9 protein-coding genes and 1 pseudogene are annotated in these 13,008 nt (G+C 39.4%); 6 read left to right on the top strand and 4 right to left on the bottom strand.

Annotated features, from left to right (window positions below; all coding sequences use genetic code 11):
• Positions 1-492: 492 nt before the first annotated feature.
• The 4 genes from ACN19N_RS03155 (at position 493) to ACN19N_RS03140 (ending at position 5,503) form a co-directional block, all read left to right on the top strand.
• The gene (locus ACN19N_RS03155; protein ID WP_420001949.1) at positions 493-3,327 is read left to right on the top strand and encodes a ribonucleoside-diphosphate reductase subunit alpha; all 2,835 of its coding nucleotides are present in this window, start codon (positions 493-495) and stop codon (positions 3,325-3,327) included.
• A 71-nt stretch (positions 3,328-3,398) separates the two neighbouring features.
• Positions 3,399-3,527, top strand: a complete 129-nt coding sequence (locus ACN19N_RS03150) for a preprotein translocase subunit YajC (RefSeq protein ID WP_420001948.1) — start codon at positions 3,399-3,401, stop codon at positions 3,525-3,527.
• 347 nt (positions 3,528-3,874) lie between these two features.
• Positions 3,875-4,111 carry a CRISPR-associated protein Cas2 gene (locus ACN19N_RS03145; RefSeq protein WP_178882861.1) on the top strand — a complete coding sequence of 79 codons (237 nt, stop codon included), beginning with the start codon at positions 3,875-3,877 and terminating at the stop codon, positions 4,109-4,111.
• Between the two features lie 108 nt (positions 4,112-4,219).
• On the top strand, positions 4,220-5,503 hold the full coding sequence (locus ACN19N_RS03140; protein ID WP_269229672.1) for a ribonucleotide-diphosphate reductase subunit beta: 1,284 nt from the start codon (positions 4,220-4,222) through the stop codon (positions 5,501-5,503).
• A gap of 79 nt (positions 5,504-5,582) precedes the next feature.
• Here the strand turns inward: ACN19N_RS03140 and ACN19N_RS03135 are convergent.
• The 4 genes and pseudogenes from ACN19N_RS03135 to ACN19N_RS03120 form a co-directional block, all read right to left on the bottom strand.
• Positions 5,583-6,758 (bottom strand): annotated as a pseudogene (locus ACN19N_RS03135) (exo-alpha-sialidase); the annotation flags it as partial.
• Between the two features lie 2 nt (positions 6,759-6,760).
• Positions 6,761-7,920, bottom strand: a protein-coding gene (locus tag ACN19N_RS03130) for an IS3 family transposase (protein WP_420001054.1) whose coding sequence is annotated in 2 segments (ribosomal slippage) — positions 6,761-7,686 and positions 7,686-7,920 — 1,161 coding nt in all. Because the reading frame shifts where the segments join, the coding sequence is not laid out codon by codon here.
• Between the two features lie 24 nt (positions 7,921-7,944).
• A complete protein-coding gene (locus ACN19N_RS03125; protein WP_420001947.1) occupies positions 7,945-8,784 on the bottom strand; it encodes an alpha/beta hydrolase in 840 nt (279 codons plus the stop codon).
• 165 nt (positions 8,785-8,949) lie between these two features.
• Positions 8,950-10,122, bottom strand: a complete 1,173-nt coding sequence (locus ACN19N_RS03120; RefSeq protein WP_420001946.1) for a zinc-binding dehydrogenase — start codon at positions 10,120-10,122, stop codon at positions 8,950-8,952.
• A 342-nt stretch (positions 10,123-10,464) separates the two neighbouring features.
• Between ACN19N_RS03120 and ACN19N_RS03115 the strand changes: the two genes are divergently transcribed.
• Together ACN19N_RS03115 and ACN19N_RS03110 are read left to right on the top strand one after the other, a co-directional pair.
• Positions 10,465-11,343: a phosphoribosyltransferase family protein gene (locus ACN19N_RS03115; RefSeq protein WP_420001945.1), complete on the top strand. Its 879-nt coding sequence runs from the start codon at positions 10,465-10,467 to the stop codon at positions 11,341-11,343.
• 25 nt (positions 11,344-11,368) lie between these two features.
• On the top strand, positions 11,369-12,856 hold the full coding sequence (locus ACN19N_RS03110; protein WP_420001944.1) for a nicotinate phosphoribosyltransferase: 1,488 nt from the start codon (positions 11,369-11,371) through the stop codon (positions 12,854-12,856).
• Positions 12,857-13,008: the final 152 nt, after the last annotated feature.

The following is a 13,008-nucleotide window of genomic DNA, read 5'->3' as shown; positions in this document are numbered from 1 at the left end:
TTGGTTTATGTTTTGCAATATACACACGTTTACATTGTAAACAAGTAGGCGTTCACCAAACTGATACACGGCTAAGCATTTTTGTTATATTTTTATTTAAATTATGAATTTTAATATATTTTTTAATTTCATCTGCTTTTTCCGACAGGATGAATTTTTAGTATAGATTTTGTGCCAATGTTAAACAATTTGTTTCTTTCTTCACCCAAAATAATTTAAGTGTTTGTTTTTTGACTTATCCACAGAGTTATCTATAAGCCTTTTTTAATGGCTTTGTTATGCTATGTGCCTGTGAATTCAGCAGTTAAGACATGAAAAAAAAATTACCAAAATGTCAAGGATTGATCTGCTGTAAAAAATCCCGTATCTTGTGTTGAAAATAAACTTTAACCACTAAGTATTGTGTTTATCCCTCAAACATCGTGGCATACATTTTGCTCGATTCAAACGGTCTATGAACATAAAAATAGATGATAATGGAGCTATGCTGACATGAGCATCATCACTTCTACTCCTGGTCAAATTCAGGTAATTAAGCGCACTGGTGAAATCGCGTCTTTTAATGCCGAGAAAATTTCTGTTGCGATCGGGAAAGCCTTTTTAGCTGTTGAAGGTCAACAAGGTGCTGACTCTAGTCGCATCCATGACCGTATCACTCAATTAACAGAGATGGTACTCAATACGTTTAATCGTCGTTTACCTTCTGGCGGTACGATTCATATCGAAGAAATTCAAGACCAAGTTGAATTAGCACTTATGCGCACAGGCGAGCAAAAAGTTGCACGTGCCTACGTTATTTATCGTGAACAACGTGCCACTGCTCGTCAGCAAGCAGGCGCGAACCATCATCCTACCCTTCAAATCACTGATGCTCATGGACAGCTCCAACCATTAGACCTCGATGCACTCACAGCGACAATCGAAACAGCAAGTGAAGGTTTGGAAGGGATTGATGTACAAGCGATCGTCGATGAAACCGTTAAAAACTTATACAACGGCGTAAAAGAAAGCGACATCGCAACCACCATGATGATGGCAACACGTACGCGTATCGAGCAAGAGCCAAACTACACGTATGTGACTGCACGCTTATTACGTAATGAGCTAGTGAGCACAGGTTTAGAGTTCTTAGGTCTATCTACAGACACATTAGAAAATGATGCTTTAGAAACTTTCTTGAAGAAAGGGATCGAGCTTGATCTTCTTTCTGCTGATCTTCTTGATTTTGACCTTGCAAAATTGGCAGCAGCGATCCAACCAGAACGTTCAAACCAGTTTACTTATTTAGGTCTACAAACTTTATTTGACCGTTACTTCATTCATTCAAATGGCGTACGTTTCGAATTACCGCAATTATTCTTTATGCGCGTATCGATGGGTCTATCGCTCAATGAAGAAAATAAAGAAGAACGTGCAATTGAGTTCTATAACTTATTGTCTAGCTTCGACTACATGGCTTCTACGCCAACCCTGTTTAACTCTGGTACATTACGTCCACAATTATCAAGCTGTTATTTAACAACAATTGGTGATGACCTATATGACATTTATGGTGCAATGCGTGACAACGCTATGCTCTCAAAATGGGCGGGTGGTTTAGGTAATGACTGGACACCTGTGCGTGCTTTGAACTCATATATCAAAGGCACAAACGGTAAATCACAAGGTGTTGTACCTTTCCTAAAAGTTGCCAACGACACGGCTGTTGCGGTGAACCAAGGTGGTAAGCGTAAAGGCGCAGTCTGTGCTTACTTAGAAACTTGGCACTTGGACGTTGAAGAATTCCTAGAGCTACGTAAAAACACAGGTGATGACCGTCGCCGTACACATGACATGAACACAGCAAACTGGGTTCCTGATTTATTTATGCAACGTGTGTTTGAAGATGCTGAATGGACACTGTTCACTCCTTCTGAAACACCAGACTTGCATGACTTAACAGGTGCTGAATTTGCTGAGCGTTATGCACACTACGAAGCTGTAGCAAAACAAGAAAACATGCTCCACAAGAAAGTACGTGCGAAAGACTTATGGCGCAAAATGCTTTCAATGTTGTTCGAAACAGGTCACCCGTGGATTACATTCAAAGACGTATGTAACTTACGTTCACCACAACAACATGTAGGTGTAGTTCACTCATCTAACTTGTGTACAGAAATCACTTTAAATACAAACCAAGATGAAATCGCGGTCTGTAACTTAGGTTCGATTAACCTTGTACAACACGTTCAAGGTGGTGTGTTAGATCGTGAAAAGCTTGCTCGTACCATTAAAACTGCAGTACGTATGCTTGATAACGTCATCGACATTAACTACTACGCTGTACCACAAGCGAAAAACTCGAACATGAAGCACCGCCCTGTGGGTATGGGTATCATGGGCTTCCAAGATGCACTTTATGAAATGGGCATCGCTTATGGTTCAGATGCAGCAGTCGATTTTGCTGATGAATCAATGGAAGTGATCAGCTATTATGCAATCGAAACATCGAGTAACTTAGCAATCGAACGTGGTGCTTATTCAACATTCAAAGGTTCATTGTGGGATCAAGGTATCCTACCAATCGATTCTTTAGAAATCGTTGCGAAATCTCGTCCAGAGCGTATGTTTGAAGTTGATCGTACTCAACGTTTAGATTGGGATAGCTTACGTACTAAAGTTCAAAAAGACGGTATGCGTAACTCGAATGTGATGGCAATTGCACCAACTGCAACCATTTCAAATATTTGTGGCGTGTCTCAGTCCATTGAGCCAACATTCCAAAACTTATATGTGAAATCTAACCTTTCTGGTGAATTTACTGTGATCAACCCTTACCTTGTTCGTGCATTAAAAGAACGTGGTCTGTGGGATACTGTGATGGTGAATGACCTGAAACACTTCGAAGGCTCAGTACAAAAGATTGCGCGTATTCCTGAAGAATTAAAAGCAATCTTCGCAACTGCGTTTGAAGTGGATACACGTTGGATCGTAGATGCTGCATCTCGTCGTCAAAAGTGGATCGATCAAGCACAGTCATTGAACCTTTACATCGCTGGCGCGAATGGTAAGAAACTTGACATCACGTATAAGATGGCATGGTTACGCGGTCTTAAAACCACGTATTACCTCCGAGCTTTAGGTGCAACATCTGCTGAGAAATCAACAATTAACACGGGTGCACTGAATGCAGTAAAACCAGCGACAATTGAAGCACCTATCGTTGCGGCTCAAGCAGTTGAAGAGAAAAAACCTGAAGCTCAAGTTGAAGAAGATGGTTTCACAACAGCAGCTCCTGTACCAATGGCTTGTTCAATCGACAATCCAGATTGTGAAGCTTGTCAGTAATTAGATCTTGGAGAAACCCTTCTTAAATAAAGTAGGGTTTATTTAAGATTTAAAGGAAAGAGGCAAAGATTATGTTGAATATTAGCCATAACTACATGTTAGGACTAGGTGTTTTAATCTTTGCCTTTATTTTCTTTTATGTACCAATGGTCTATGCATTTTTAGCCATTCGGAAACAGCAGCGTAATCAAAATAAGTAGTTTTATTCTATAGCTTTTAGCAGATGAATTACTTCTTTTGATTATGTAGAAATACAAGATCAAATCTAAATTGATGATTATGAAAGCTAAAAGCGAAGTAATAATTTGATATTTAGAAAAATTTGAGAAAATGTTGGGGATATTGGCGTATCCCCTCCATTAAACTCAGAAAACCAAGAATACGGTTGCCTGAAGACTTTCCGCAAAGAAAGTAAGCGAATATTCGTTCACTTTGAGTCTTGAGTCAACTGTTAATTCTCCTCAATTAACTAACGCTTTGTTTTTAGGAGCATTAAAAATGCAACCAAAAATTTGCACTCACAATCTCAATTTGAAGGAAAATTTGCATGAATTTCATGTGTTTAAGCTACGACCTATATAACAAACCTCGCTCTAGTTATTCTAAGATTTATCAAACTCTTGAACAATATGAGCATGAAAGATTACAGAAGTCGATTTGGTTATTAAAAACTCCTAAATCGCCAGATGAAATCATGAAAGATTTTAGGCATTGCGTCGACCAAAAAGATCGTCTTGCGGTATTTCCAATCGACCAAAATTTGTTAAATATTTTGAAGGAGTAAAAGACCCCTTATCATTTATTAGCAGTAATAAATGATTTTGAAACAGTAGAAAGATTATAATCATTCTACTGTTTCAGGGGGTTCATTCCTTACAACTAGGAGAATCCCATGTCCATCTTAAGTTGGGACGATTTTGAAGATGATTCGCAAAAACCGACTACACCTGAACACAAGTCTGCGCCCCTCGACTCGCAAAAAACGGTTAATACGCAAGTGGTATCTGATTCAGAGCAACCATCGCCGCGCGTGGCAGTTGCACAACCCACTGGAACCAGTACCATCAGATCAACAAATCCAACCGATTCGTTGGCTCGAGCATCTCAAGCCTTAGAAAACCTTGATGTTGCACCAGGCTTAGAAGAGCTTGAAATGGGTGCACAGCGCGTACAAGTTGATGATAAAGCTATGATCAACTGTCGTGCAGACTTAAACCAGCTTGTTCCATTTAAATACGAGTGGGCTTGGCAAAAGTATCTTGACGGGTGTGCAAACCACTGGATGCCGCAAGAAGTCAACATGAACCATGACATCGCGCTTTGGAAGTCTGAAAATGGCTTAACAGAAGATGAGCGTACAATTGTAATGCGTTCTTTAGGTTTCTTCTCAACTGCAGATTCGTTGGTTGCAAACAACTTGGTATTAGCAATCTACCGCCATATTACAAACCCTGAATGCCGCCAATATATTTTGCGTCAAGCATTTGAAGAAGCGATTCATACACATGCGTATCAGTACTGTATTGAATCTTTAGGTATGGATGAAGGCGAAGTCTTCAATATGTATCGTGAGATTCCTAGTGTTGCGCGTAAAGCGTCATGGGGTCTGAAATATACACAATCATTAACTGATCCTAATTTCCATACAGGTACACCTGAAAACGACCAACGCTTACTTCGCAACTTGATCGCATTCTACTGTGTACTTGAAGGGATATTCTTTTATTGTGGCTTCACTCAAATCTTGAGTATGGGTCGCCGTAATAAGATGAACGGTGTTGCTGAGCAATTCCAATACATCTTGCGTGATGAATCAATGCACTTGAACTTTGGTATCGACATGATCAACCAAATCAAGATTGAAAACCCACACTTATGGACGGCTGAGTTCCAACAAGAAGTGATTCAGATGATTCTTGAAGGCACAATGCTTGAAATCGAATATGCACGTGACACAATGCCACGTGGTGTATTGGGTATGAATGCGGCAATGATGGAAGAGTATTTGAAGTTCATCTGTAACCGTCGTTTATCTCAACTTGGTTTACCTGAGCAATTTGCTGGAGTAACCAATCCTTTTGCGTGGATGTCTGAGATGATGGACTTGCGTAAAGAGAAGAACTTTTTTGAAACGCGCGTTACGGATTACCAAACGGGCGGAGCGTTAAGCTGGTAAACAGACTTATTAGCTAAGTAATAAAAAAACCGCCTTTTATGGCGGTTTTTTTATTACTAATTTAAATTAAATCATTAGCTTACTTTTTGTTTAAAGCTTTCTGCTGCTCTTCAAGTTCTTTTAATTTCTTATTATAAGTACTATAAATTCCCTTCCATGTCTTACCTTTATCTTCAGAAAATTTGACTACAGCATAGCTTGATAAGAAATATGTATTCAAAAGAGCACCTGAATCAAGCACCGTGACATAACTCTGCGGTATTATTTCACGTTTTTGCCATGCTTGTGTTCCATGTTCTTTAACGGCCAATTCTCCCCAACTAAATGGTCCAGAAGCAATGTAAATATCCCCTTGCTTTGAAAATTGTGCAGGCCAAATATTTACCTTAAATGGGCTATCAATTTTTTGCCATGTAGCACCATGATCTTTTGAATTAAATTGCTTCGCAAAAATACCTGCAAAACCACCTTTCGAAGTAATCAAGCTAAATGATTGGTCTGGGTTAACAAACAACTGTGTGATATTAGCATTATCGGGTACCTTATTTTGACTCCATGCTTTGGTTGCATAGTCATACCGATTAATATTTCCATACATATCAGCATAATCAAAACCACGTTCATCCTCCCACATCCAAAAACCATTTAACCCTAACCAAGCATTAAATATTTTTTTTGTTAAAACAGGTTTCCAATCACCCTTTTCCAAACGTTCACTACGATAAATGGTCAGATCAGTTCCCACAATATGTGCTAAATACCAACCTTGTTGATCGTTACCAACAACATAAGCAATGATTCCTATAGGCAAATTACCCGTATCAACGGGACTCAGCACATCACTCCCTTTTTGATGCTTATAGAAATTATTCATCTCACCATAAGCTAAAAAATCAAAACTACTATTTTCTTTTATTGTTACACAATCAAAAGCTAGGCCTTCTTGACTATGAAGTATTTTGGCTTTTTCTTTTCTATCTTTGATGTCATCAATGAAGGAAAAAGAAAAAACAGAACCAATTTTACTTGCTGCAACCACTCTATTGTCTGGTGTTTCCTTAAAACATTGCATCCCAAATGGTAATAATTTATTTTCATTACCAAATTTCTTTTCTATCTCTGTAATTGGTTGAGTCCAACCCATTAGAACTTTATCTTTATAAATTGCCTGAAGATACTTATCTCCAAATTTATTTATTAAATTTTTATTGGATGGATGGTTTTCAGACCTTGAAAAAACATAAGCATCATTTGATCCTAGACAGTATCGTGGACAACCGATCCCTCTAAATTCTTGAAATATTTCTGTTCAAAGGCTTCTGGACTTAACCAGCCATTTGCAGAATGCCTTCTGATTCGATTGTAGTAAACTTCAATATACTCAAACAAGATAGCATTTGCCTCTTTTCTCGTAGAAAATACACTGCCATGTACTACATGCCCCTTCAGGGTATGGAAGAAGCTTTCGGTCACTGCATTGTCCCAACAGTTTCCTCGTCTAGACATGCTTTGAATACAGTTATTCGTCAATAATAGCGCCCTAAAATCACGACTACAGTACTGACTACCTTGATCCGAATGCACCATGACACCCGTTGGATAACCCTGACGAGCCATTGCATAATTAAACGCATCACACACCAATTGGCGGTCTATTCGATGGCTGGTTTGCCAACCCACAATACGACGGCTGAATAGATCTAGCATCACACATAAATACAGCCAGCCTTCTTTAGTTCGGATATAGGTAATATCCGTTGTCCAAACTTTATTAGGCTGAGTAACTGTAAATTGGCGATCCAACAAATTTGATGCTGTAGACAAACGATGGTTTGAATCAGTCGTATGCTTGTATTTACGTGCAATCCTACTACGTAAACCAAGCTTTTTTAGCATCCTTCCAACGGTACGTTCGCTCATGCGATAACCTAAATCACGCATGTCATGTACCAATGACGGTGCACCCAAGCGCGCATGATGCTGCCAATATACAACTTTTAAATCATTGTATTTCTGCGCTGTATTGGTCTGGCGTTTTCGCCAGGCATAATAGCCTGAAGTGCTGACATCTAGGCATTTACAGACAGAAGACACAGTGACTTCATTCACATCCATATCTTGAATTACCGTGTACTTTTCTTGGCATGATCTGTCAGAAAGTACACATGCGCTTTTTTTAAGATGTCATTGGCTTCCTTGAGCTGTTTGACTTCTTTTTCTAATTCCAATATCCGCTGTTGTTCAGGAGAAAGTTGACGTTTGCTTGAACCTACTGGATTGGCTTCACGAATCCATTTATCTAAGGTTGAATAACCCACACCTAATTTATGGGCGATTGCAGCTATAGGCTCGTGGGAGTTTGAAAGTGCATGATCAATTGCTTGCTGTTTAAATTCCGGACTAAAACGTTTAGCCATTTCTTGGATCTCCAAAGATTGAAGTTACGTTATCTTTAGAGGGACATGCTGTCCATTATTTTGGCTAGGATCAGTATTTCCATCGGTCAAATAGATTGCGGGTAAGTTTACAGTCAAATGATCAGAAGCCGTTAGCCCAATATCATTTGGATTAACCAACCAATTTTTATCCTGTAAATAAGCCCACCCTACACGCTTGAATACAAATCGTGTAATCGATGAATTTGCTTGCTGCACCATATCTTTTAAATCATAAGGTCCACAATACAACAGTGATCCACGAATCTGTTGTGGTTCTAAAACAGCAGGTATTTTGAGTAATGCAGCATAGTGAGAGTTATGCTGTACAAGTAAAAACTGTAATGCAATCTGAGCCCCAGCCGAATCACCTGCAATAAATAGATTAGAGCTATTCAAGCGATGTGTATTTGCAAAGCTTGTATTGATATATCTGATTGCCTCCGAGACTTGAATCACAGGCTCTGGATATTTAGCAGAAGGAACTAAATCATAATTCAGTACCATCACATAATAACCCTTGTATGCTAAACGAGTTGCATATTCCTTAACTTCAAACTTATCCCCACCAATAAAACCACCACCATGAAACCAAATAATCAAAGGTTTATACTGTAAAGGATGATTTGGCGCATAAAAATCAAACTGATTCTTCTGATATCGTGATGGATAGCGTAAATCTTTAAAGACTTGTACATTTTTATCGAGATATTGCTTAGGACGATCGTCTTGAGGAATGCCAAATAAACTATGTTGCAACAACCATAAAGTTAGCTTTGGACTAAATAAACATACACTCAATAACAAGACTAAAAACAATGCAGCTAAAATTATTATTTTTCTCATCATCATTTCCATGATTCTGTCTCGTATCTAAAACAACAAGACATAATATACATAGATATAAACGTGATTATAAAATTAGGCAATCGTAATGCTTGCCTAATTTTATCCATGACCTAATCATCTATCTCCATAATAACAACGAAATAGATGTATCAATTCACATCATCAACCCAATAGCTGAATCTCTGAACCAGCTCGTTTTGGATCAATCAGAATCTTGGCATGTTGCTCTGGATCGCGTAAGGCATCAAAGGCATTCCCTACACCTTCCAAGCCCACCACACCAGTGATGAGTGGTGAACAATCCACTTTGCCTTCCGCAATCATATGTAAGGTGTCACGGAACTCAAGCGGTGTATAGCCCAGTACATACTGGATTTCCAATTCTTTATTAATTGCCAATGCAGGCTCAATTTTATCGCTTTGCATACAGACACCAACACCCACAATACGTGAGAACAATGGCGCACCCTCCAAAATTTGCTGCATGATGCCAGCCACACCCACGCATTCAAAAATCACGGGACGTTTAGGCAATAGGCCAAGCTTATCCCCAACACGCATAGCATTCACCCACGGCAATGAGAATGTCTGCACCTTATCAAAAATGCCCATCCCCATATTAATTGCTTCAGATACATTGCCCAATAAGCCAAGCTCTTTCCAACTACTAAATGGAGATTGCTGTTTAGGATCAATCAAGATATCTGCACCACACTGCTCAGCCAAGCGACGACGATTAGGTGAAAAATCACTAGCAACCACGGTTTTGACGCCTGCCGCTTTGAGCATAATAATCACACCCAAACCGACTGGACCACAACCAATCACGATTGCTGGTTCATTTTTCTTGATGCGACTACGACGTACTGCATGTAAAGCAACTGCCATTGGCTCAGTCAACGCTGCACTGTCTGCGTCTAAACCATTGGGCACTTCAAACATCAGACTGGATTGCACCAAGACTTGTTCTGCATAACCTCCCGAAGCACTTGGCGACAGTCCCGTCGGAACATAACCTTGCGGGTCAACATTTAACAATGGCATCGCACAAACCAAACTATCCGCTTTCAGTTTACGACGTGTTTTTGGGCCATAGTCTAAGACCTTGCCGCAAAACTCATGACCTAAGACTAATTTATCAGAAGATTTTGCAACTCCATTAAAACCTACACGTGCTGCCAAATCATGCATATGGTCACAGTGATGCTGCATATGTAAATCCGAGCCACAAATTCCACAACGTACCACTTGAAGTAAGACTTGCCCTTTTGCAGGCACTAATTGAAGACTGTCTTCTAGCTTTAACTCAGCGTTATGACAAATCAGAGATTTCATAGGATGCTTTCCTTATTGTTTTATTGCATTTGTTAGCTTTTCTGACTTTTTATTGATTAAAACAGTTTGGCTAACGCATTTCATTTTTAATTTTGACAAAGTGTATTGTCAGAATCTATGACCTAAAGATCAATATCAAAGAAGAATAAGGTCAGCTTTATAAATCACCCAATGAAAAAGGTTAAAAATCATTCTCTTTTAAGTTCAAATAGATGAGTCTATTTTTCTAAATTACTTTCCTATTTTCATTAAAATGATCAAATTTAGCACTTGTATTTAATAGTGTCATTATGCCAATATATATTTACTGGCTTTAAGCCACTATAAATGAGAAGTTAAAAAATGACGATTCAACTTATGACAGCTCAAGCGAATGTTCCCATCGAGTTTTTGCAGTTTTCAGGTGGTGAACGTCATATTCAACTGCAACCTGAATTATTAAACCAATTAACAGCCGACACTCAGGTCAAAGCCTCACTGAATAACAGTACAGATGTGATGGATTATCTGTTATTGGAAAATGTAATACTTGAACAAGGCTCGCGCCTTTCGATAGAAATCCCTTATTTTCCTTATGCACGTCAAGACCGCATCTGTACACAAGGTCAAGCCTTTTCACTAGACTTAATGACTAAATTATTGAATAGCAATACAGAAAAATTTGCAGGACAGCGTCAAAAAATTGTGGTGTGGGATTGTCATAGTCAAGTGACCCTTGAACTATTACGCCAAAATACCCGCTTCCAACAGGTGATCAATATCGAACCAATTCAGATTATTCAACAAAGTGAAGCATTGATGCAGATCTTAACCGCCGACAATACGATTTTGGTCTGCCCCGATGCAGGCGCAACACAACGTACCCAAGCGATTGCGAATGGCATCAACTTACAACGTCATAATGCGATCGAGATGATTCACTGTGAAAAACAACGTGATCCTAGCACTGGAAAAATTAGTACAACGACAGTGAATAGCCTTGATCTGACAGGAAAAACAGCCGTGATCACCGATGATATTTGTGATGGCGGTGCCACCTTTATTGGTATTGCCAAACAACTACGCAGCCTAAACTGCCAAAACATTATTTTGTATGTCACCCATGGCATTTTTAGCAAAGGTTTAACCGTATTCGATGGACTGATTGATCAAGTGTTTACGAGTAGCAGCTTGGTTCAAGTAGAACCCACCAAACTCAATATCATTAATTTTCAAAACTAAGATTAAAAGCACGAGGAGTATAAAAATGAGTATTAAAATAAACCCACTCAATGCAATTGATTTCTATAAAGCAGACCACCGTCGTCAGTATCCAGTGGGAACTGAATACGTCTATGCCAACTTTACGCCTCGTTCATCACGTTTAGCCAAAATGCTGCCTGATTTTGATGACAAGATTGTGTTCTTTGGTCTGCAAGGTTTCGTTAAACATTTTTTGATTGAAACATGGAACGAGGGCTTTTTTAATCAACCCAAAGCCAAAGTCGTCGCAGCCTATAAACGTCGTATGGACAATTCTCTAGGTGACGGAGCTGTGCCTGTTGAACACATTGAAGCCTTACATGATTTAGGTTATTTACCCTTAAAAATTAAAGCATTGCCAGAAGGTAGCCGAGTCAATATCAAAGTGCCTGTATTGACCATTATCAACACTGATTCAAACTTCTTTTGGTTAACCAACTATATTGAAACCGTGCTCAGTGCCGAGCTTTGGAAAAGTTGTACCACTGCAACCATCGCTTATGAATATAAGCGTTTATTAACACAATATGCAGAAAAAACGGGCGCGCCTTTAGATTTCATCCCAGTTCAAGGACATGATTTCAGTAGCCGTGGCATGAGCGGCATCTATGATGCGGCCCAATCAGGCGTGGGGCACTTGACCAGCTTTATTGGGACAGATTCAGTCGCTTCGATTGACTATGCCGAAGAATATTACAATGCAACAGGTGTAGTGGGTGTTTCAGTACCGGCAACAGAACACAGTGTGATGTGTATGGGTAGTGAAGAAAGTGAAATCGAGACCTTTAGACGTTTGATCTGTGAGCTTTATCCTACAGGTATCGTCAGTATCGTTTCAGATACTTGGGATTTCTGGCGTGTGATTACCGAGTTTAGTGTCGAATTAAAAGCGGAGATTTTAAAACGTCAACCGAATGCCCTCGGTCTTGCTAAAGTAGTGTTCCGTCCCGATTCAGGTGATCCCGTGAAAATTATCTGTGGCGATCCTGATGCAGAGCTAAATAGTCCTGCTTATAAAGGTGCAGTGCAATGTTTATGGGAAATTTTCGGCGGCACAGAAACCGCTCAAGGCTATAAGGTATTGAATGAACGGGTTGGCTTGATTTATGGTGACTCGATTACCCTAGAACGTGCGCAAAATATTTTAAAAGGTTTGGAGGCCAAAGGCTTTGCCTCTAATAATCTAGTCTTTGGCATCGGCAGCTATACTTATAACTATTTGACTCGTGATACTTTTGGTTTTGCAGTTAAAGCCACTTGGGGACAAGTGAATGGCGTAGGTCGTGAACTGTTTAAAGACCCTGTAACGGATTCAGGCGTTAAAAAATCGGCTAAGGGTTTATTACGAGTAGAACAAGCTGAGAATGGCTTTGAGTTATTTGATCAACAAAGTTTTGAACAGGAAAATATGGGCGCACTGCAAACGGTATTTGAAAATGGTCAATTGTTAAGCGAATGCTCGCTTGATCAAATCCGGGAGAGATTGGTCTAAAAAGATATCGAGACTGCTAATTTTAAATTTACTACGCTACATCATGACAGGCGGCAAGGATGCCGCCCAATTAACGATCTTGCACGAAGTTCGAAGTGATACATTGAACTTCACTCAGGATGTACCATCAGCTCATTCAAATCTATAAAAAA

It is taken from the genome of Acinetobacter sp. LF10 (genome assembly GCF_048585715.1).
Classification (GTDB): domain Bacteria; phylum Pseudomonadota; class Gammaproteobacteria; order Pseudomonadales; family Moraxellaceae; genus Acinetobacter.
This window is presented reverse-complemented; position numbering and strand designations above follow the sequence as displayed.